The following is a 19,206-nucleotide window of genomic DNA, read 5'->3' as shown; positions in this document are numbered from 1 at the left end:
CATCGTCGCGGGAACATCGGACGCTGCCGGGTGGTCTACTCGGCGTTGTCCTTCGGCTTGCCAGGTCGGGGCCAGGGCCAGGCGTCGACGACGGCCCACAGCTCGGCCGATGAGCGCGACACGATTGTGTGCGGCCGGCCTTCGGCCACCACGGCGTCGAGGAACCATGAGGCGTCGCGCAGCGCGTCGGTGTAGCCGGAATGGCCGCGGGCAACTGCTCCCATGATCGCCGCGATCTTCTGCGCCTGGCGCACGGTGATCTGCACCGGGAGGTCGTCGCCCTCGTGAGCCCCGTTGACCGTGCGCTGGAACGCCTCGGCTACTTTCAGCTCGTACTCCGGGTCGGCCGGGTCGATCAGGTCATCACTCATCGGTACTCCTTCGTTCTACGGTGGCGCCCACTACCGTCTGGCTGAAAGTGCCGTCAGGGGCTTCGAGGATCGCGTCTACGGCCCCCGGGGATGGTTCTCGGGGGCATGGCTCGGTGGAGCAGGGCTGGAGCGTCACAACGCCCGTCACGCGGCCGTCGCGGATCCACACGACGTCGAGCGGCACGCGGGTGTCCTGCATCCACACTTCGGTCCGCTGTGCGGGCTCGAGCGGAAACCACATGCCGGTCCCCTCGGGCACGCTGTCGCGCCCGCTGAGGCCTTCGCGCTGCGCCTCGACGCTGGTCGCCTGCTCGGCGGTGACCGTCACTCCATCGATGGTCACGCGCAGCTCGTCGACGTCCGCGGCGCAGCCGGTGAGGACGATCGCCACGGCGGCCGCGACGGCGGCCGCTGCACGCTTCATTCCAGGGGCCGGCCCACGGGACCGGTGCCGGGAGGCATCGGCTCGAAGTGCTCGCCGCCGTTGAATTCGCGCTCCAGCGACTCGACGAGGCCCATCACGCCGTGCAGCTGCATATCGGTCATGTTCCGCCAACGGTACTTGTCGCGGCCGGCGTAGAACGCGGCGCGGATACGGCCGTCCTGGTCGCTGTCGGCGTAGTAGTTCATCTTCGTGCGGGTGGCTTTCTTCGCCCCCGCTCCCCCGCTCGACTTCGCGGCCAAGGCCGGGGCGGCGGCGACTGCAGCCGGGGCCGGCGTCGGTGCCGGCGGTACTGCCTGGGTGTTGACGGGCGTCTGTCCGCTGAGTGCGGACGTGCGGCGCTCGGTTCGCTTCGCGGCCATGTTCTTAGTTCCTTCCGGTGAGCTGCGTGAGGTATCCGTCGTAGATCGCTGCGAGCTCGCGCGAGTCGGCGTCGCCCTCGTCGAGTCCGATGGATTCCTCGGTGGCATCTGCGATCGCCTGACGTTTCGGCACGGGCGGGGTGAGCAGCGGGAGGCCGCGAGCTTCGGCGGCCGCCTCGATTTCGCCGGCCCAGTGCCCTCCGCCGACCGTGCGGGCCTCGTGTTGGTTGAGCACCACGCCTCCGACGCGCAGCCGGGGGTTGTAGCTCTGCTGGACCTGCGTGATGGTGTCGAGCAGCTTCGCGAGCCCGTTGGCGCTCCAGAGCTTCGTCTGAGTGACCACGAGCGCGCCGTCAGCGGCCGTGAGCGCATTGATGACGAGCTGGTCGAGGTTCGGGCCGCAGTCGATCAGGATGAGGTCGTAATCGCCGCGCATCGGCTCCAGGGCGCGGCTCAGGCGACCCTCTCGCGCGGCTCCAGCGACCACGAGCTGGTCGCGGACCACTCCGAGCGTCTCCCCCGTCGTCGGCACGACGTCGAGGCCTTCCCAGATTCCCGGCACGATGACGTCTGCGATGGTGTCGGACGTGTACTCGCTGAGGACGTCGGCCAGTCCCGGCTCCGTCTCTCCGACGTCCTCGGTCAGGACGCTCGTGATGTTGCCCTGCGGGTCGCTGTCGACGACGAGCACGCGCAGGCCGGCCAGCACGGCGGCACGGGTCAGGTGGTAGAGCGTCGTCGACTTGCCGACGCCGCCCTTCTGGTTGCAGGCGGTCAGGATGGTTGCCTGGCGCGGGGTGGTCATGGTCACGGGTTCCTCCCGGTTCGGATGGTCTGAGTGTATCCCCATTAGTGACAATGCCTCTATTGGGTATGAGAGAAGGAGGGGAGCGCCTGATGCACTCCCCTCCCTGGTGCGGTCACTCGTTGGTGCCGCTGCGCTCGACGGTCACGGACTGGAGGTGCAGGCTCACGCCGACCTCATCGGCGCGGACCTCGTGCTGGATGCGCTCTTCGCCACCTTCGGGACGGTAGACCTTCGCGCGGTACTCCCCCGCGAACGTGACGCGGATGTTGCCGCAGCGCTCCGCGACGTCGACGAGGTTCGTCGCCTGGTTGCCCTGCACGGCCACATCGTAGCCGATCGTCGCGCCGTCCTCGTAGCTGCCGTCCTCCTGCCGGATGCGGTCGGTGACGAGCACGCGGGCGTAGGTGTACGGCTTGCCCTTGTCGTTCTCACGCAGGACGGGAGTCGCGGCGAGGTTCCCTGAGCGGGTGATGTAGCTCATGGTGAGCGGTTCCTTTCTCTTTGGTGGGGATAATGCCGGTATTAGGTCCGACATGCAACGGGATCTAAGCCCCGTAGCGTTCGATGGTCATGCGGTGCCCGTCCATCTGGCCGGGGTAGAACACCCAGTCGATGCCGGCGTTCGTGGGCGGCTCAAAACGGACGCCGCGGACGGGGCTGCCGGGGGTGATCGGTCCCAGCTCGTCTGCCACGGTGAGCGGCTTGGCGTAGGGCTTGCCGTCGAGGGCCGTGAGCACGTCCCCCTCTTGCAGCTCTGCCAGCTTCGCCACGATCAGCTCCTCATGTTCTGTACCTCCATTGTACCTAATGCCTCTATTAGAGGCAATGCCGGGATTGGTTGTCAGTCCTCGCGGGGGAGCATGATCGTGATGACCGGCTCGCCCTCGTCGCCGGGGCCGATGTGCAGCGCCAGCTCGATCAGCTCTGCCTCGTTCCACTGGCGTCCGCGGTCCTCGTTCGGCACGCGGTAGACGCGGAAGGTGACCCGGCTCTGACCGGGCGCGTTGCCGGCGGCGTGGCCGGCCATGTAGAGCACGTCCCACAGTCGCCCGTCCTCGTCCTGCGGCTCGGGCCTGTCGTCGTCCCACTCGACCGCCTCGGCCCACGCGGCACGAGTGAGCGTGACCGGGATGCGGAAGCGGGCTTCGCGGGCCATGTCGCCAGCGTCCACCAGGTCGCCGTCCGCCAGAGCGTCCTCACGGGTGCGGCTGTGGATCACGCTGCCGAAGTAGTTCTCGATGCTCATGCTGTCCTCCTGTACCTAATGCCTCTATTTCTGAGGCTGGACACTCGCGGATTTCCGCGGGTCTTGGTCTATGTCTCTATTGTACCTAATGCCTCTATTATGAGCAAGGGGTCATTCCTCGAGCGAGAGCCGGCGCTGGAACTCCGCGATCTGTTCGGGGGTGTAGTTGGCCTTCATGTACCAGTGGTTCGTCTGCTGCTGCCAGAACTCGACGTCTCGTTTCAGCTGCTCGACCTCGCCCTGCAGTCGGGGGATCTCTTGGCGCATCCAGTTGAACGCCTCCCATGACACGGGGCCTCGCTCGTCCTGCTGCTCGTCGCTCATCGGTCAGCCCATGTGTGCGGCGATACGGTCGATCTGGTCGGGTCGAACATCGCTCCAGTGATCCTGCTCGTCGACGACGACGACCGGCGCCATGCTGTAGCCCAGTTCCTCGGTGATGTAGGCGTAGGCGGCGGGGTTCTCCCTAACGTTCACCTCGACGAACGGAATGCCGGCCCCATCGAGCAGACGCATGGTCATCGTGCACTTCACGCAGCTCAGACCCGTCGTGTACACCGTTACAGGTTCCATGTCAGTCGTCCCTTCTCGATCACTTCGCTGGCTCGTTCCTGATAAGCGGAGCAGTGCCGCAGCAGCAGGGCCGGAACACAACCGCAGGCGGCGGGGGAGAGAATTTCGTCGCGATGTGAGGGAGCGTAGCGACCGCGTGACGAAAATCTCGGAGGAGTCGGCCCCGCAGGGGCTTGTGTGGAGGACCGCGGCGGCAATGATGGAGCGTCAGGAACGATGCCCGAAGCCTTGGAGATACCGGCGACCCGAAGGGGCGCGCATGTGGCCGCGTAGCGGCGGCGGGGGAGTGTGAGGGGGTTGCTCCCCTCGCGCCGTGCCCCGGTGGGGGCACGGCTGGGGCGGCTCACTGAGTCGCCCAGGTCCACGCGGCGGCGGTGATGGTGTCCAGGTCGTCGAGGGTGGCGCTGCCGGATGCGGTGACGACGCTCACGCCGTCAGAGCCGCGCCGGTCGGCCGTCCACTCGTAGCCGGTGACCTCGCGCGCCGGGTCGTCGCTGGGGCGGTCGCAGATTTCGGTGAACCCGATCCGGGCATCCTCGTTCTGCTTGTAGAACACCAGGTGCCCGAATCCGAATGTCTCGGGGTCCTCTTCGCAGAGGTCGAGGCCGGGGACGGATGCCGCGAGCTCGTCGAACTCGGCGCGCAGCGCCTCGGCGGGCGTGCGGTAGTGCGCGTCTCCTTCCTCGTCGCTGCGTGCATGGGCGTTGATCCATTCCAGCGCGGCCGCGGTGCGGCCGCAGGAGCGCAGCAGACCCGCGAGGGCGTCTACCTCGGTGCAGGTGAGCGCCCGGGCGACGTCGGCCGCGGCGTCGCCGCTCCAGACCTCCAGGAACCAGTGCAGCGGCGTTCCCGGCTCGACGGTCTGAGCGGTGGGGGTGGTGGTCGTCGTGTTCATGGTCGTATCTCCCTTATCCCTTATGCCTCTATTAGTCCTTGGTGATCTGCTCGGCGGTGCGGTGGTCCTGAATCTCGGCGTAGGTGACGCGATCGGTCCAGCTGTAGGGCGTTTCGACGCTGACCGTCTTGGCGTTCACGCGGGCGACCGTGTGCCAGTAGCCGCGGACCTTTACCGCGTCGCCCTTGGCGATGCTGTCGCGGCTATATCCGGTCGCGCGTCCGGTGGCGATCTGGTCGGCACGCACCTGCTCCCAGTAGGCGAGCTGGTCGCGCAGCTCGTCGAGCTGCGGTGCGTAGGCGGCTGCTCGCTTGGCCTTCTGCTCGTCCGTGGCGGGGCGGTATCCCGTTTCCCGGTCGTACACGTCCGCGACGATCCGGCGCTCGGTGCGACGAATGTCGGCGCCGATCTTCTCGATGCGGTTGGCGACGGTCACGGGGTTGTAGCGGGCGTCCGTGGTGTGTGCGGCGGCCTCAGCGCGGCGGGCGGCTTCCTCGGCGTCGTGGTGGGCGTCGATGCTGCGCCGCATGCTGTTGTGCGCCTTGTCGATCGCGCGGCGGTGGCGGCCTTCGGAGTGGTGGCCGACCTTGATCGGCTCGCCGCCCTCGGGCAGGCGTGCCACGTCGCTCAGGTGCTTGCTCCACGCGGCGTCCGAGTTCGCTGCCTTCCGGTCGGCCTTGGCGTCGAGTGCGGCCACGCGGTCGGCCTGGCGGGCGATCTTCCCGGCCTCGACTTCTGCCGTGCTGCGGGTCGTGAGGTCGATTTCCAGGGGTGCCAGCTCGAACCCTGCTGCCTCCAGGGCGGCGGCGGTGCGGGTGATGATGTGGTGCTGGGGGAGACGGTCGCGGCTGTTCGGGACGTACCACGCGCCGATGCTCCGGCCCCAGCGCCAGCGGTTCGCCTTCAAGATCGCGGCGGACCCGTCGCCCTTGGCTGTGCCCTCGATGATCGTTCCGGCCTCGTGCGTGTGCGTGATGCTCAGCATGCTTGGTTCCTCTCTCCACCTCGTTTTTTTGCCTTGAAGGCACGTAGTGCCGGTCAGGGAGTGCCACCTGGAGCGACAACCCGGAGGGCGGCGGCGGAGAGAATTTCGGGTGCGATGAGAGGGAGCGGTAGCGACCGCGTGCCCGAAAATCTCGGGGGAGCCGGCCCCGCGCAGCGGGGCTTGCGTGGAGGGTGGCCGACCGTAGACTGCCGCAGGCTTCAAGGCCAAAAAACGATGCGCGCGGATGCGCGCTCGGGAACAGTCGGCGCGCAGCGCCGTCGTCTGAGTCCGGGCCGACCTCCGTGGCGGCCTGGTGCTGGGCCGGCCTCCGTGGCGGCACAGCATTGCCCCGCGCGGTGGCGCGGGGCGGCTGGCTCTTATGGGGATATTGCCTCTATTAGTTCTCGTCGGGGAGCATCGCGGCGATCTTCTCGACGGGGGAGAGCGGGTATCCCCAGGCCTGGAGCGTTTGGAAGTACGCCGCCTTCTCGGGGCGGGGGGAGCGCCAGGTGTCGCGGCTGGTCTGCTGTTCGATGCCGCCGAGGACGATCGCGACGGCGACGTGCGCGGCGCGGGTCGGGTGCGCGGTGAGATATTCGGCCACCTTGTCGCCGTAGCCGCGCTCGATGCCGAGGAATTCCTGCGCCTGGCTGTTGCCGTGCCCGATGGACTGGCCGAGGTCGTAGCCTCCGGTGGCCAGGAGCGTGGCGACGACGCTCATCGCATCCTTCGGCAGGGTCTTGCGGGCGAGGAACGTCGCGACCCACTCGCGGCGGACGGCCTCAGCGGCGTCCCACTCCTTGTTGTTGGCGATGAGCGTCTTGCGCTCGGCCTTCTGCTCGTCGGTCATCGGGCCTTTCGCCGCGCCGCTGGTGGCACCGGGGCGGAGGATCAGCCCTGCCGCGTCGAGGTCGTCGACGTAGTACGTCACCTCGAACCGCTCGGCATCCCAGGCGCGGACGTGCGCCGCGATCCCGGGCTTGCTGTCCACGTAGTCGCTGGTAATCCGGTTCCCGCCCTCGTCGGTCACCTGGTGCAGACGGTAGGGGGTCGGTTCGTCATAGTTCGGGGAGGACGACAGGATGCGGTGCCCCTTCGCGGCTAGTTCGGCTTCGACCTTCTCGCGGAGCACTGCGGCGTCACGCTCGTTGCGTGCGCGCTGGACGGCGACGGGGAAGTAGTCGGGCTGGCTCCCGGCAATCTCGGTGAGGTCTGCGACGGCCTGGGGGTCGTCCTCGAACTCGATCAGCGTCGCGGCCTGGTCGAGGGTCAGCCCGACCTCTGCGACGAGCCGGGTTCCGGTGTCGCTGGCGGCGACGGTCAGGCCGGTCTTGATCGTGTCGCGCTTGGTGCCGGTGCGCTTCGCGATCTGCGTGGCGCTGAGTCCTTCCAACTCCAACTGCCGCCAGGCGTCGAGTCGGTCGCCCTCTCCGAGCGCTTCGCGCTGGTCGTTCTCGACCAACTGCTCGATGATGCGCTGGGCCGTGTCGGTGTCGTCGACGTCGACGACGTAGACCGGCATCGTGGCGAGGCCGACCATCTGGGCGGCGAGGGTGCGGCGCTGGCCGTAGCGGACGTGCACGCCCTCGCTGTCGCGATACGCGACGACGGGCTGGAGGACGCCGTTTGCGCGGATGCTGTCGACGAACTCTTTGCCGAGGCTCGCTTCGGTGCGCACGTTCGTGGCCACGTCGATGGTCTGAGGGTCGATGTGCTCGATGGTTCCGGGCGTGGTCGTGGTGGTCATGTTCATCCCTTTCCCCTCCACGTTTTTCTGCCGTGAAGGCACGAATGTGCCGGTCAGGGAGGGCGTGCGCAGCGGCAACACGGAGTGCGGTGGGGGAGAGAGTTTCCGGTGCGATGAGAGGGAGCGCAGCGACCGCGTGCCGGAAAGTCTCGGGGGAGCCGGCCCCGCTCGCGGGGCTTGCGTGGAGCTCGGCCGACCGTAGACTGCCGCAGGCTTCACGGTAGAAAAACGGCGTCCCGCAGGGCGCGAAGGATCTGCGGCCGCGAGGCCGTCCCTGTGGTGTGCAGTTCGGATCTCCGTCGACGAGCTGCGGGGCTGGTTGCCGGGGGCTTCGGGGCTGCCGCGGCCGCGTGCGGCCTTGCCCCTGGCAGAGGGTGGGTGCGTTCGTGCTGTCCACGGTGGGCGCTTCGCGCCTGCGGTGCGTCAGGACGGACTCACTGTGGTGTTGAGGGCGGCTGTCCATCCTTGTGGGCGAGTGGAGCCGGCGGTAGCTCGGGTCGTCCACAGGTGGTCAGGCGGCCTCGCGGTGTGGGCGGGGTCAGGACTTGGGCCGGCGCACCTTCGGGGTGCGCGGGAACTGGCGGTGCATCTGCGCCAGGATCGCGTCGATTTCCGGCTGCTGGGCTGCGATGCGCTCGCGCAGCTCGGCGTCTGCTGCGCGGCGAGCTGCGGACTCGGCGCGGTGGCGTTCCCGCTCGGCTTCCGCTCGAGCGAGGGGTGCCAGCTCGTCGACGGCGATCGTCTTGCCGATGAGCCAGAACAGCCAGGCGAGCGGGTCGCGCTGCTCGGCCGGCTCCACGTCGGCCCGCATGCCGGCACGGTAGCGGTCGACGTGTTCGAGGACCTGGTGTGCGGTCCAGCCGCGCTCGACGAGGCGGTGCCTGGCGATCGCGTCGCACACCTGGCCGATGTGGCGGCCGCCGATCCACACGGCGTCGGTGCGGCCGTCCGGTGTTCGCATGTAGACGCGCTGCGGCTGCGAGCGGGGGGTCCGCAGGAGCCGGGGCAGCCGGTCGACGAGCTGCGCGGCGAACTGCTGGATCGCGAACGGCCACCGAGGCTGGGCCTCAGCCGCCTCAACCACTCCAGTCATAGCTGGTCGGCGCGGAGCGCCGGCCTTTCGCGCGCCTCGGGCGCGCTTTGGTGAGTTCTCTGTAACGGGAGAGGTTTCGTTAATTGGTCCCGAGAGGGGTAGGGGGGTGCCGTCCACAGAGTGAGGGATCGTGAGCGCCCGTGTGGAGGCGGCTGCGCGCTGGTGCTCTGCGCCGAGCGCGCGGGCTTCGGCCAGCTCGTCGAGGGTGAGCCGGTTGCGGCCGCGGGCGCACTCGACGATGAGGCCGAGCCGGGAGAGGAAGCGCATGATGCGCTTCACGGTGGCTTCGGCGTATCCGATGCGCTCAGCGACGGTGGCGTGGGAAACGGCCACGTCGCGGCCCGTGGCGCGGTCTGCGGCGGCCGCCCACTGCCGGGCGGCTGAGAGTACCGTGCTGGGCCCTGCGACGCGCAGACGGCGACGTAGGGCCTCCACGCTGGGGAGGGCCAGGGCGAACTCCACGGCGTGCAGCCAGTCGGAGGGCCGGCAGACCGGCACAGCGGCGTAGACGCCCTCGGGGGGCGTCAGCATGAGTCCGCGGCCGCGGGGTCCGCGGGCCCCTCGCCGTGTCGGCGGGCGGTCGGGGGTGCCTGTCGGTCGTTTGGGGGACACGTCACGGCGTGTCGCGGCCGATTGGGCGTGGAGATACGCGGAAGTGGGCGTTATGATGAACGTGCCTTTCTACTTCGCGGTAGGTGGGTACAACGAAGCTCCGGCTCCCGGCCGGTTCTTCCTCACATCGCCTTCATCTGTTCCTGTCGCCAAACTTCGACAGATGAGGCACTTCGAGTTTCGAGGCCCGCCCCTGGCGGGCCTCATCTCGTTAAGCGGCGTCGATAGGCAGCTCCCCGTCGTGTAGCTCCTGCTCTGGCCAGGTCACGGGCAGGCCGCGACTGGTCAGCTCCAGGTGCTCGATGATGTGCTCGAACATCACGGCCGACGAGACAGCCGCTTGATCCGCGAGGCGGTCAAGCCGTTCTTTCGCGCTGCGCTCGACGACGTAGCCGAGCGGCACTGGGTCTACCAGTGAGCCGCGGGGACGTCGACGAGGGGCCATGTGAGCGAGCGTAGTTCTATGCCAATGGTTAACGTCAGAGTGACACGCCGCAGAATCAACCCTGGGTTGAAGGTTGCTCGCGACCGGTGCGGCTGTGGAGCTGCACGGTGGTGTCTCCGAGCTGGAGGCGTGCACTGGCGGCGATGATCGTCGGCGTGTGCGGCGACAGGGCTTCCCCGTCGACGTACGTGCCGTTGCTGGAGCCGTGGTCGGTGACGATGAGCCTGCCGGCGTCGTCGACGTCGACGAGCGCGTGGGTGCGGGAGACTTCTCGGCCGGGACTCGGGAGCTTGACGGGTGTGTGGCCGTCGATCGCGTCGGGGTTGCGGCCGAGCACGGCGGGGGCCGGCGTGGTGATCGTCTCGCCGTTGTCGAGCTGGATGACGAGCTGGGGGCGAGGCGTGCGGGCGAACACGGTGTGCTCATCGACCTCGGGCAGGGGCGCGGGCGTGCGCCGGTACTCCGGGGTCGGTGCGATCCCCGGCACGGTCGTCGCCTGTGTCGGTGCGACGGGCGGCCGCGGGGGAGTGTCGTTGAGCTCCACGCGCAGCGGCTGTTCCACACCGCACGCACCGCACGTCTGTGCGGTGACGACGACGAGCTGCTGGCACTGCCGGCAGGGCCCGTTAACGGGCGTGAGGCGGGAGGCGTCGGCGATCGCGTTGCCGGCGTCGATCGGCTGGACGACACCGTTGGGTCGCACGGCGATGCGGTAGCGCTGTCCGGCCTCATCGACGTCGACGGCGACGGGCCGCGAGAGCGTGCCTGCGAGGGCCGCGCAGCGAGCGATGATGCCGGCGCGCATGCCCTCGATGGTGGGAGAGGCGCAGCCCTGCGGTGCTCCGTTGATGCGAAGCACCGCAGCGACGTACTGCGCCTCGGGCCGTATCTCGACCTGGATGCGGGGCCAGGCTCCGACCTTCTGAGCGTCGGTCATCCGCGCGGCGCTCCGTTGAGGCCTCCGGCAACCGCTGCCCCCGCGGCGAGCCATGCGCGCTGTGTGGCGGGCCGCAGGCTCTCGTAGGTGATCTGACCGTCGACGAGGGCAGGATCGTGCGGGATCATGACCGCGGCGCGGGTGAGGGCGCTGTAGCCGTTGGCGACGTGCTGCATGTCTGCCCGGGTCGCCTTGGGGTCGGCCTGGGTGATGACGGCGACGGCATCGCGGGCGAGACGTGCGGAACGTGCGTCGCGTGCGGCGAGGTCCTCCAGGAGTAGCGCGCCGGCCTCCGCGTGGTCGGCTCGGGTCGTCGTAGCGACGACGAGCTGGTCTGCGAGGTCGATCATGCGCAGCCACATCGGATCGCTCTCATCGTTGCCGCTGTCGATGAAGATGAGCCGGTAGTACTTGGCGGCGACGGCGTGGATCGCGTCGACGTCGGCCGGGGTGATGCGCTGCTCGTGCGCGAGCGCGACCGGCTTGGAACGCAGCACGTCGAACCGGTCGCTGGTCTGGTGGTGAACGAAGTGCGCGAGGTCGGCCGCCTGTGCGCCCGTGCCGAGCAGCCGTTCGGCCTGGGGCAGGAGGTCGAGCAGAGTGCCGTCGTGCGGCCCCTGCTCGGTGCGCCAGCCGAGCGTGCCGCGCGTCTGGTTGTTGTCCCACGCGAGGACGCCGGCCCCGCCGTGCAGCGCGAACGTCGCGCTCAGCAGGATCGTGGTCGGCGTCTTGCCGGCGCCGCCCTTGCCGTTGACGACGGCGATCGTGCGAGGGCCTGGCCAGTGCTGGCTCACGGCGCGCTCGTCGGCCCGCACGGCGCGCTCGGCGTCGCTAGGGGCCATACGGATGCCGGCGCGGGTCAGCGCACCACGGATGCCCTGCGTTGCGGGCTTCTCGGCCTGTTCCTGCGTCAGGAACGACGTGCGGACGTCGCGTCGGGTGGCCGGAGCCTCCGTCGTCCATGCGGCCGCGCCGGTCGCTTCGGGTGCGGGCGCGGGAGCCGATGCGGGCAGCGGCGGCCGGGGCGGAACCGCGGCTGCAGGGGCAGGCTCGGCCACGACTGCAGGAGCAGGGGACGGCTCGACTGCAGGCGGGGCGTCGACGGGTGCGGGCACGTCCGTGATGACCTCCTGGGCGGCCGCGGCGCGTGCCGCACCTCGAGTAGTGGTCGGCGCGGGCGGGTTCGTGTCCTCGCTCACCTGGGCGTGCTCGTCGACGATCAGGTGGTAGGTCGGCTCGACGCCACCGGTCGTCACCTTGACGGGCCGGCCGAGGGCGCGTGCCTGGTCTGCGGCGAGCTGCATGAGCTGTGCGCGCGTCTGGTGCACGTCGGGGGTCGTGACGTCGTGCCGGCGTCCCTGCACGATGAGCGCGCCTGTGCCGTCCTCGTGGGTGAGGGCTTCGATCCGGGGGAAGTTTGTTGCTTCGCTAGTCATCCGTCTCTCCTATCCGAGTGTGATCCCGACCGCGGCCATGAAGGGCTCGGGGTCGACGGCTTCGCCGTTCACGTGAGTTTCAAAGTGCAGGTGGCAGGCGGATGAGGTTCCGCTGCTGCCGACTTTGCCGATCTGCTGGCCGCCGGTGACCTTGTCACCTTCCTTGACGAGAATCCCGTCTGCGTACATGTGTAGGTAGACGGTGGTGACTCCGCCGCCGTGGTCGACGATGATCGTGCCGTTGCTGCCATAGCCGACGCCGAATCCGGTGGCGACGACCGTGCCGGACTGTGCGGCCCAGATCGGCTCATGGCATCCCGGCGCGAGGTCTGTGCCGCGGTGGAACGAGCTGCTGGGGCCGTTGGGCGTCATGACCGGTGTGCGGGGGCCGAAGTCGCTGCTGATCGGTCCGCGGGCTGGAGCGGCCCAGCCGTCCTTGTTGACGGTGCCAGGCACGCCGCCTTCGCCGGTGCAGACCTGGTCACCTGTGCCCGGCGCCAGGCCAGTGTCGACGCCCGCGAGGGCTTCGACGATCTGCACGGCCGTGTCCCAGTACTTCTCGTAGTGGTACGGGTCGGAGTTGACCTGCGTGCGGTGCGCGACGAGCGTCGGGGCGAGCGTCTGGCGCTCGGACTCGGGGACCTTCTTCACCATCGCGTCGAAGAACTTCGTCGACGCGATGTACGGGTCCATGCGCTCAGCGACGCTGCCCCAGCCCGCCTGCTGCTGGAACAGGCCGATCGACGTCGTGGGGGAGCCGTCCGGGTTCGTGACGCCGCCGGTTTCCCAGTCGCCGTAGTCGATGTTCACGAGCGAGGATTCGCCCATCGCCGTCATGACGCCGATGGTCTGATCGCGAACGCCGAGGCCCTTGTCTGCGCCGGCCTTGATGATGTGGGCCGCGTTGACCAGCTGCTCGTGCCCGTAGCCGCCGACCTCAATGTTCGGGACCGAGGCCGGATCGATGGTGACGCTGCTCTCGGGGCCAGCGGCGGGGTTGCACGCGAGCGCGGATGCCGCGAACAGCGGTATCGACAGGACGCCGCCGAGCAGGAGGGCCGGGACGAGAATCGCGACGACCGGGCCGAGCTTCTTGTTGTTCTCGCTCATCAGCGCACGCCTTCGGGCGGTGTGAAGCGGGAGACGAGCCACGGGCTTGCGCCGTCGAGACGGGTGAGGATGAGGGTGTAGCTGCCGACGTCGGTGGGGACCGCGACGTGCGCGACCATCGCGCTCGTGTCGTCGGTGATCGCGCCGCTGCCGGTGACGCGGGTGGCGGGGACGGCGGATGCCTGCACGTAGGCGTAGTCGGTGCGCGCCTGGGGGGTCAGGAGCGGGGAGAGTTCAGACCACCAGGTGTCCTGGTCGACGCCGGGGCGGGCGAACGCGGCCATAGCCGCGTCCGCCGCCTCGATCACTGCGGCGCGGTCGGCGTCGCTCCAGGTGGCGACGGGGACCGGGGCGATGGTCTGCCCCGTGTCCTCGTCGATGTATCCGGGGGGCACGGTCGGGAGGCCGGAGGGGTTCGGCATGCTGGGTGTGGCCGACGGAGAGAAAGATTCTGTCGGGTAAGGGTTCGGGTAATCGCTGGCGTTTGTGCATCCAACGGCCGTCAGCGTTACTAGCGCCACGGCCGTGATCGCCGGCCACACTCGTCGCATGAATCAGTCCTCCGTTGTCTGCTGCTCCCGGCTCGACCCCCGCCGCATCTGTTCTTTCAGCTCATCGCGAATGATGATCCACCCACCTGCGACCTCGTAGCCGGGGATCTTCCCGGCTTTGAGCATGCTGTAGACGCCCTGGGGGGTCTTTCGCACGAGAGTGGACACCTCCTTGACAGTCAGCGTCTCGGGGAGGTTCGCGAAGAGGGCATCGAGCGCATCATGGGGGCCGCCCATCACACGGTGCTCTCTTGTTCGCATGCCACCAGACTATAACAGAACGTACTAAACATAGGTAGAGCGGCTGGCGTTGGGGGGAGACACCTAAACATGCTCATCTTGCTCCAATCGTGCTATATGGGTTACGGTGGTAGGGAGACCACCTAGCCCAATATTTCACGGAGCCGAACGATGAGCGAAGGAAAGCCCAACCCCTGGGTGAGTCGCCCAGCTGTGGAGCCGACGCCGGTTGAGCCGTTGGTCGAGCGATCAGCGATTCCGACCGGGCCGACCGCGCCGCAGTTCGGCGTCCCCGCACCGGAGGCGGCCGACCGGCTGCCATTCCAGTACGTCGGCCACTGGTCGCCGCTCTGGATCGTCGGTGCGCACGGGGGCGCGGGCGAGTCGACGCTCGCGGCGCTGATCCCCGGGGCGACGGTCACCGATCACCACTGGCCGCAGGAGGCCGGCGGTGTGGTGCGTGCTGTCGTTGTCGCCCGCTCGAACGTGCGAGGCCTCGCGGCCGCGCGAGTCGCCGCCCAGCAGTGGGCCTCGCGGCTCGTTCCCGGCGTCGACCTGCTCGGCCTCGTGGTCATGGCCGATGCTCCTGGCAGACTTCCCCGGCCGCTGCGCGACCTCTTGCAGGTCGTCGCGGGCGGGTACGCGCGCACCTGGACGGTGCCGTGGATTGAGACGTGGCGGACGAACGAAGCCGACTCGGCCGCCGCCCCGCGTGAGGTCCGTCGCGTCGTCGACGAGCTGACCGCACTCGCGAACACCCAACAGAAAGGATGAGGCCAATGCCTCTGATTGACACCCTGCTCACCGCAGCGGCAATGGTTCCGGCGCAGATTCCGGACCCGGGCCCCGTGCAGCCCCCGGGAACGGGCGGCTTCACGACGATCATTTCCTGGGTCAAGTGGATCGGCTTCGCCCTCGCTGGCGTGGCGATCGTCATCGTCGCGATCCGCATGTTCTTCAACAGCCGGCGCGGCGAGGGCGGCGAGCACGCCGGTGCCCTCGGCTGGATTCTCGGTGGCGTCATCCTCATCGGTGGCGGCGCCGGAATCGTCTCGGCACTGATGGGCGGATAACCCATGTCCCTCGATGACGAGACGACTCAGCAGAGTCCGTTCCGCCGTCCCGGCTGGATCGCCGCGGCGGTGGTGGTGGGCTTGCTCGCCGCCGCCGCCGTGGTGGTGTGGATCGTGTCATCCCTTTCCCCCTCGAACGATCCCGAGCCGGCCCCGGCGCCGTCTACCTCGTCGACGTCCGCCCCTGCCCCCTCGGAGGGGGCTGAGGGCGGTTCGTCTATCTGCGGGCTCGACCTCGTGGAAATGAGCGGGACGCTCGACACGGCCCCGCAGACGACGTGGGACTACGCCGGCACGACGCCGTTCCCAGTGTCGGACAAGTTCGGCCCCGCAGACACCACCGACGCGGGTATCAAGATGTGCTTCGCGCGGACGCCGGAGGGTGCCGCTCTCGCGGCATCCGTTGGTGTGGCCTACCTGCTGAACGCGGACACGGTGCAGCCGTGGCGTGAGTACGCCCTCGCCGCAGGACCGATCCGCGATCAGCTCCTGAGCACGCCGAGCACGTCCGAGGGCTCGCCCGAGATTCGGAACGAGGTCACGGCGTTCCGCCTGCTCAGCTACGACGGCGACTCCGCTCGAGTAGACGTCGGGGTGACGGTCACCGGCAACGGTAAGACCGGCTATCTCTCAGCCGTGATCCCCCTCGTCTGGGAGGACGGCGACTGGAAGGTGAACTACTCGGAGAGCGACCTGACCGCACGGCCTGCGCAGCTCCCGAATCTCGCCGGCTACATCTACTGGGAGGGATGAGGACATATGTGCTCGATTGTTGACTGGGTTGGTTGCGGCGAAGACATCGTGAACTCCGTTGTCGGCGGCGCGATCGAAGACATGGCGAACGCCGTCATCGAGGGCGTCGGCAAGGTCATCGCGTCGTTCGGGACGATGTGGGTCAACATCGGCACACCGGTCCTCACGGGCGGCGACGGCGGCGCATCGGCTGGTGCTGACGCCGGCTTCTCCGCACCGGTCCTCCAGGTGCTCGGCTACATCACCTGGATCGGCTACGCGGTCGCGATCATCGCGATAATCGCGCTGGCGTCGATCACGACCGTGAAGGTTCGCCGCGGCGAGGGCATTCTGGCCGTAGGTCGGCTCGGAATCATCCTCGCCGCGGCGATCCTGATCGGCGGCGCATCCGGCCTCGTCGCGGGGCTGCTGCCGAGCGGCCCGGTCGGCGCGGGTGGTGCAGTGGCGTTCCTCCAGGGCTCGCTCTGGTGGATCATGCTCGCCGTCGCGGTCGGCGCGACGATCGTCGGCGCGATCCGCATGGCGGTGACGATGCGCGCCGAACCGGGCAAGGACGTGTTTTTCGGCCTCCTGCGTCTCATCGTCGTAGCCGGTGCCGGCGTCGGCATCGTCGCTCTGCTCGTCACGGCTGCGGATGCGTTCTCGGTCTGGATCATCGACCGTTCCACGGACTGCAATCTCGGTGCCGGCGACAGCACGTGCTTCGGCCGCAACATCAGCAACCTGCTCGTGCTGACCACCACGGGCACGGCAGGCACCCCCGGTCTGGGCGCGCTCCTCGTCATCATCCTCGGCGTCATCGCGATCATCGTCGCCGTGGTGCAGATCATCCTCATGCTCGCCCGGGGCGGCATGCTCGTGGTTCTCACGGGCATCCTCCCGCTCTCGGCCGCCGCCGCGATGAGCGGCGAGTCCGGCAAGGGATGGTTCAACAAGAACGTGGCCTGGCTGGTCGCGTTCATCCTCTACAAGCCCGCCGCCGCGATCATTTACGCAGCGGCATTCCAGCTCGCCGGAACCGACGTGTTCAAGGACGACGGCACCGGCCTTATCTCCGTCATCACGGGCCTCATGATGATGCTGCTCGCGCTCGTCGCGCTCCCGGCTCTCATGCGGTTCGTGACGCCGATGGTCGGCGCTATGGCGGGCGGCGCAGGTGGCGGCATGCTCGCCGCGGCCGGTGTCGCAGCCGTCCCCAGCGGTGCAGCTCAGATTGGCCGACTCGGCGGTGGCGCGGGCGGCGGTTCGACCGCCTCCCCGTCGACGGCGGGCGCGACCGGCTCGACAGGTACGGCGGGGTCGCAGGGCCAGGCAGGTGCCGCGGCCGCAAGCCGGGGCGCAGCCGCGGGTGGCGGTGGTGCTGCTGCCGGTGGTGGAGCCGCCGCAGGTGGCGGAGCCGCGGCCGCTGGTGGTGGTGCTGCTGCCGCTGGTGGTGGAGCTGCCGCGGGCGCATCTGCTGGCGCTGCCGCGGGTCCGTGGGGGGCTGCTGCTGGCGCAGCGGTCGGCGCGGCGAAACAGGTAGGCGACGCAGCGAAGGGCGCTGCACAGAAACTAGGCGATCAGGCAACAGGGGAGGGTCCCAGTGGCAACCGTTGAGACGTCGAGCCGACAGGCTCGCACATATGGAAACTGGCGTCGACCGACGTCGGCCGGCCTTCTCGGCCTCGGCGCGGTCGGTACGGGTCTGCTGCTTGTCGGCATGCTCGTCGTCGTGCTCGTCCTGATGACGCGGGGCATGCTCGACGCGGCGATCACCGCCGTGGTGATCCTGCTTCTGCTCGTTCTGCTGATGGTGCGGGACTCCCACGGGAAGAACGCGCTCTCGCGGATCTCCAACCGTGCCGGTTGGTGGGTCGCCCGCTCGCGCGGCACGAACGTCTACCGCTCCGGTCCCACGGGCCGCACGCCCTGGGGCACGAACCAGCTCCCCGGCCTGGCGTCGACGATCCGCCTCAGCGAGCACCGCGACTCGTACAATCGCCCGTTCGCGCTGCTGTTCCACCCGTCCACGGCGAACTACAGCATCGTGATCGGTACGGAGCCTGCCGGTGCATCGCTCGTCGACGCCGAGCAGATCGACGTCTGGGTGGCCGACTGGGGCCACTGGCTCGCGAACCTGGCCGATGAGGCCGGCGTCGAAGCGGCCACGGTCACGATCGAGACGGCCCCCGATTCCGGCACGCGCCTGCGTCGCGAGGTCGAAACGAACCTCGACGACAACGCCCCGGCGTTCGCCCGCGAAATGCTCATCGAGGCCGTCGACCGCTACCCCGCGGGCTCGAGCATCGTCCGCGCGTACGTGACGATCACGTTCAGTGCCGCCGCGCGACAGGGCGGCAAGCGACGCAAGCCGGATGACATGGCCCGCGAGCTGGCATCGCGTCTGCCGGGCCTCACTCAGACGCTCCAGGCGACCGGGGCAGGCGCGGCACACCCACTGACGGCGCAGCAGCTCTGCGAGGTCATCCGCATCGCCTACGACCCGGCAGCCTCCGTGCTGATCGACGAGGCGCACGCAGCAGGCCAGCCGCCCGAGCTGGACTGGAACGACGTCGGCCCGTCCGCGGCGCAGGCGAACTGGGCGAGCTACCGCCACGACTCCGGTCACTCGGTCACCTGGTCGATGACCGGCGCACCGCGCGGCAACGTCCAGTCCGGCGTCCTGGGCCGTCTCCTGGCACCGCACCGCGACATTGCGCGCAAGCGCATCACTCTGCTGTACCGGCCTATCTCCCCGGCTCGCGCCGCGGCGATGGTGGAGGCCGACCTGCGGGCGGCTGAGTTCCGCGCCACGGCGGACGCGAAAGCGAAGGCCCGCGACGTCATGTCGATGCGCGCGGCCGCGGCAACCGCGGCAGAAGAGGCCAGCGGCGCCGGCCTCGTGAACTTCGGCATGCTCGTCACCGCCACGGTGCGCACGCCCACTGAGGAAGCGGATGCCGTCGCGGCGATCGACAACCTCGGCGCGACCGCGCGGCTGCGTCTGCGGCCCGTCTACGGCTCGCAGGACAGCGCCTTCGCCGCGGCGCTCCCGCTGGGGCTCGTCCTGTCCAAGCACATCAAGATTCCCGCCGAGCTGCGAAACAACCTGTAGGAGGTCGCTGTGGCTATCACCAAGAAGCGCCGCGCGTCGAAGGTCGACGCCCCGAAGAAGGCACCGGCCGTTCGCCCCGAGCGCCCGGGCCTGCGCGGGTGGCTCGGCCGCGGCCGCGGTGAGTCGTTCTACGTGCAGCAGCCCGACGAATGGCGCGGCACGACGGTCCAGGTCTGCGGCCTGTGGCCGTTCGCGATCGGTACGGGAACGCCGATGGTCGGCGTTCCCCTCGGCCGCCACATCTACACGGGCGCGACCGTGTGCTGCGACCCGATCAGCTGGTTCCAGCGCGCCAAGCTCATCAGCAACCCGTCCGTGTTCGTGCTCGGCAAGCCCGGACTCGGCAAGTCGACGATCATCCGGCGCATGGCCACGGGCCTCGCCGGCTACGGCGTGATGCCGCTCGTGCTGGGCGACTTGAAGCCGGATTACG

Annotated in this window: 24 protein-coding genes and 1 pseudogene; 6 read left to right on the top strand and 19 right to left on the bottom strand. The window is 69.0% G+C overall.

Going from position 1 to position 19,206, the window contains the following annotated elements; genetic code table 11:
• Window positions 1-35: 35 nt before the first annotated feature.
• The 19 genes from WFJ36_RS16765 to WFJ36_RS16675 all read right to left on the bottom strand — a co-directional run bounded on the left by WFJ36_RS16765 (window position 36) and on the right by WFJ36_RS16675 (window position 13,874).
• Window positions 36-371 carry a hypothetical protein gene (locus WFJ36_RS16765; protein ID WP_336643782.1) on the bottom strand — a complete coding sequence of 112 codons (336 nt, stop codon included), beginning with the start codon at window positions 369-371 and terminating at the stop codon, window positions 36-38.
• Window positions 364-795 (bottom strand): DUF192 domain-containing protein, encoded by a 432-nt coding sequence (locus WFJ36_RS16760; RefSeq protein WP_336643781.1) that lies wholly within the window; start codon window positions 793-795, stop codon window positions 364-366. The genes WFJ36_RS16765 and WFJ36_RS16760 overlap by 8 nt, the downstream gene beginning before the upstream one ends.
• Complete coding sequence (locus WFJ36_RS16755) at window positions 792-1,175, bottom strand: hypothetical protein (RefSeq protein WP_336643780.1); 384 nt, start codon at window positions 1,173-1,175, stop codon at window positions 792-794. The genes WFJ36_RS16760 and WFJ36_RS16755 overlap by 4 nt, the downstream gene beginning before the upstream one ends.
• 4 nt (window positions 1,176-1,179) lie before the next feature.
• Complete coding sequence (locus WFJ36_RS16750) at window positions 1,180-1,980, bottom strand: ParA family protein (RefSeq protein WP_336643779.1); 801 nt, start codon at window positions 1,978-1,980, stop codon at window positions 1,180-1,182.
• Window positions 1,981-2,095: 115 nt separating this feature from the next.
• Window positions 2,096-2,464: a single-stranded DNA-binding protein gene (locus WFJ36_RS16745; protein ID WP_336643778.1), complete on the bottom strand. Its 369-nt coding sequence runs from the start codon at window positions 2,462-2,464 to the stop codon at window positions 2,096-2,098.
• A 64-nt stretch (window positions 2,465-2,528) separates the two neighbouring features.
• Window positions 2,529-2,753, bottom strand: coding sequence for a hypothetical protein (locus WFJ36_RS16740; protein WP_336643777.1), 225 nt, complete (start codon window positions 2,751-2,753; stop codon window positions 2,529-2,531).
• Window positions 2,754-2,824: 71 nt separating this feature from the next.
• Window positions 2,825-3,229, bottom strand: a complete 405-nt coding sequence (locus WFJ36_RS16735) for a DUF6573 family protein (RefSeq protein ID WP_336643776.1) — start codon at window positions 3,227-3,229, stop codon at window positions 2,825-2,827.
• A 111-nt stretch (window positions 3,230-3,340) separates the two neighbouring features.
• Complete coding sequence (locus WFJ36_RS16730) at window positions 3,341-3,553, bottom strand: hypothetical protein (RefSeq protein WP_336643775.1); 213 nt, start codon at window positions 3,551-3,553, stop codon at window positions 3,341-3,343.
• Between the two features lie 3 nt (window positions 3,554-3,556).
• Window positions 3,557-3,802, bottom strand: coding sequence for a glutaredoxin family protein (locus WFJ36_RS16725; RefSeq protein ID WP_336643774.1), 246 nt, complete (start codon window positions 3,800-3,802; stop codon window positions 3,557-3,559).
• Window positions 3,803-4,145: 343 nt separating this feature from the next.
• Window positions 4,146-4,697: a hypothetical protein gene (locus WFJ36_RS16720; protein ID WP_336643773.1), complete on the bottom strand. Its 552-nt coding sequence runs from the start codon at window positions 4,695-4,697 to the stop codon at window positions 4,146-4,148.
• 31 nt (window positions 4,698-4,728) lie between these two features.
• Window positions 4,729-5,682: a DUF3560 domain-containing protein gene (locus WFJ36_RS16715; protein WP_336643772.1), complete on the bottom strand. Its 954-nt coding sequence runs from the start codon at window positions 5,680-5,682 to the stop codon at window positions 4,729-4,731.
• 397 nt (window positions 5,683-6,079) lie between these two features.
• Window positions 6,080-7,435, bottom strand: coding sequence for a ParB/RepB/Spo0J family partition protein (locus tag WFJ36_RS16710; protein WP_336643771.1), 1,356 nt, complete (start codon window positions 7,433-7,435; stop codon window positions 6,080-6,082).
• Between the two features lie 532 nt (window positions 7,436-7,967).
• Window positions 7,968-9,053, bottom strand: a complete 1,086-nt coding sequence (locus WFJ36_RS16705; RefSeq protein WP_336643770.1) for a hypothetical protein — start codon at window positions 9,051-9,053, stop codon at window positions 7,968-7,970.
• A 292-nt stretch (window positions 9,054-9,345) separates the two neighbouring features.
• On the bottom strand, window positions 9,346-9,579 hold the full coding sequence (locus WFJ36_RS16700) for a hypothetical protein (protein WP_082108529.1): 234 nt from the start codon (window positions 9,577-9,579) through the stop codon (window positions 9,346-9,348).
• A 55-nt stretch (window positions 9,580-9,634) separates the two neighbouring features.
• A complete protein-coding gene (locus tag WFJ36_RS16695) occupies window positions 9,635-10,516 on the bottom strand; it encodes an FHA domain-containing protein (RefSeq protein ID WP_336643769.1) in 882 nt (293 codons plus the stop codon).
• The gene (locus WFJ36_RS16690; RefSeq protein WP_336643768.1) at window positions 10,513-11,952 is read right to left on the bottom strand and encodes a MinD/ParA family ATP-binding protein; all 1,440 of its coding nucleotides are present in this window, start codon (window positions 11,950-11,952) and stop codon (window positions 10,513-10,515) included. The genes WFJ36_RS16695 and WFJ36_RS16690 overlap by 4 nt, the downstream gene beginning before the upstream one ends.
• A gap of 9 nt (window positions 11,953-11,961) precedes the next feature.
• Window positions 11,962-13,062 (bottom strand): M23 family metallopeptidase, encoded by a 1,101-nt coding sequence (locus tag WFJ36_RS16685; protein WP_336643767.1) that lies wholly within the window; start codon window positions 13,060-13,062, stop codon window positions 11,962-11,964.
• The gene (locus WFJ36_RS16680; RefSeq protein ID WP_336643766.1) at window positions 13,062-13,484 is read right to left on the bottom strand and encodes a hypothetical protein; all 423 of its coding nucleotides are present in this window, start codon (window positions 13,482-13,484) and stop codon (window positions 13,062-13,064) included. Before WFJ36_RS16680 ends, WFJ36_RS16685 begins: the two co-directional genes overlap by 1 nt.
• 132 nt (window positions 13,485-13,616) lie before the next feature.
• On the bottom strand, window positions 13,617-13,874 hold the full coding sequence (locus WFJ36_RS16675; RefSeq protein WP_259955011.1) for a helix-turn-helix domain-containing protein: 258 nt from the start codon (window positions 13,872-13,874) through the stop codon (window positions 13,617-13,619).
• A 150-nt stretch (window positions 13,875-14,024) separates the two neighbouring features.
• Between WFJ36_RS16675 and WFJ36_RS16670 the strand changes: the two genes are divergently transcribed.
• From WFJ36_RS16670 to WFJ36_RS16645, 6 genes and pseudogenes are all read left to right on the top strand, one after another.
• Window positions 14,025-14,627, top strand: coding sequence for a DUF6668 family protein (locus WFJ36_RS16670; RefSeq protein WP_336643765.1), 603 nt, complete (start codon window positions 14,025-14,027; stop codon window positions 14,625-14,627).
• Window positions 14,628-14,632: 5 nt separating this feature from the next.
• Window positions 14,633-14,926, top strand: a complete 294-nt coding sequence (locus WFJ36_RS16665; RefSeq protein ID WP_336643764.1) for a hypothetical protein — start codon at window positions 14,633-14,635, stop codon at window positions 14,924-14,926.
• A 3-nt stretch (window positions 14,927-14,929) separates the two neighbouring features.
• Window positions 14,930-15,679 carry a hypothetical protein gene (locus WFJ36_RS16660; protein ID WP_336643763.1) on the top strand — a complete coding sequence of 250 codons (750 nt, stop codon included), beginning with the start codon at window positions 14,930-14,932 and terminating at the stop codon, window positions 15,677-15,679.
• Window positions 15,680-15,727: 48 nt separating this feature from the next.
• Window positions 15,728-17,275 carry a hypothetical protein gene (locus WFJ36_RS16655; RefSeq protein WP_336643762.1) on the top strand — a complete coding sequence of 516 codons (1,548 nt, stop codon included), beginning with the start codon at window positions 15,728-15,730 and terminating at the stop codon, window positions 17,273-17,275.
• Window positions 17,262-18,773 (top strand): SCO6880 family protein, encoded by a 1,512-nt coding sequence (locus WFJ36_RS16650; protein ID WP_336643761.1) that lies wholly within the window; start codon window positions 17,262-17,264, stop codon window positions 18,771-18,773. The genes WFJ36_RS16655 and WFJ36_RS16650 overlap by 14 nt, the downstream gene beginning before the upstream one ends.
• A gap of 9 nt (window positions 18,774-18,782) precedes the next feature.
• Window positions 18,783-19,206 (top strand): annotated as a pseudogene (locus WFJ36_RS16645) (ATP/GTP-binding protein); the annotation flags it as partial.

The sequence above is a fragment of the Microbacterium sp. MMO-113 genome (assembly GCF_037148555.1).
GTDB lineage: Bacteria > Actinomycetota > Actinomycetes > Actinomycetales > Microbacteriaceae > Microbacterium.
The sequence above is the reverse complement of the archived record's forward strand: the minus strand, read 5'-3'. Positions and strand labels throughout refer to the sequence as shown.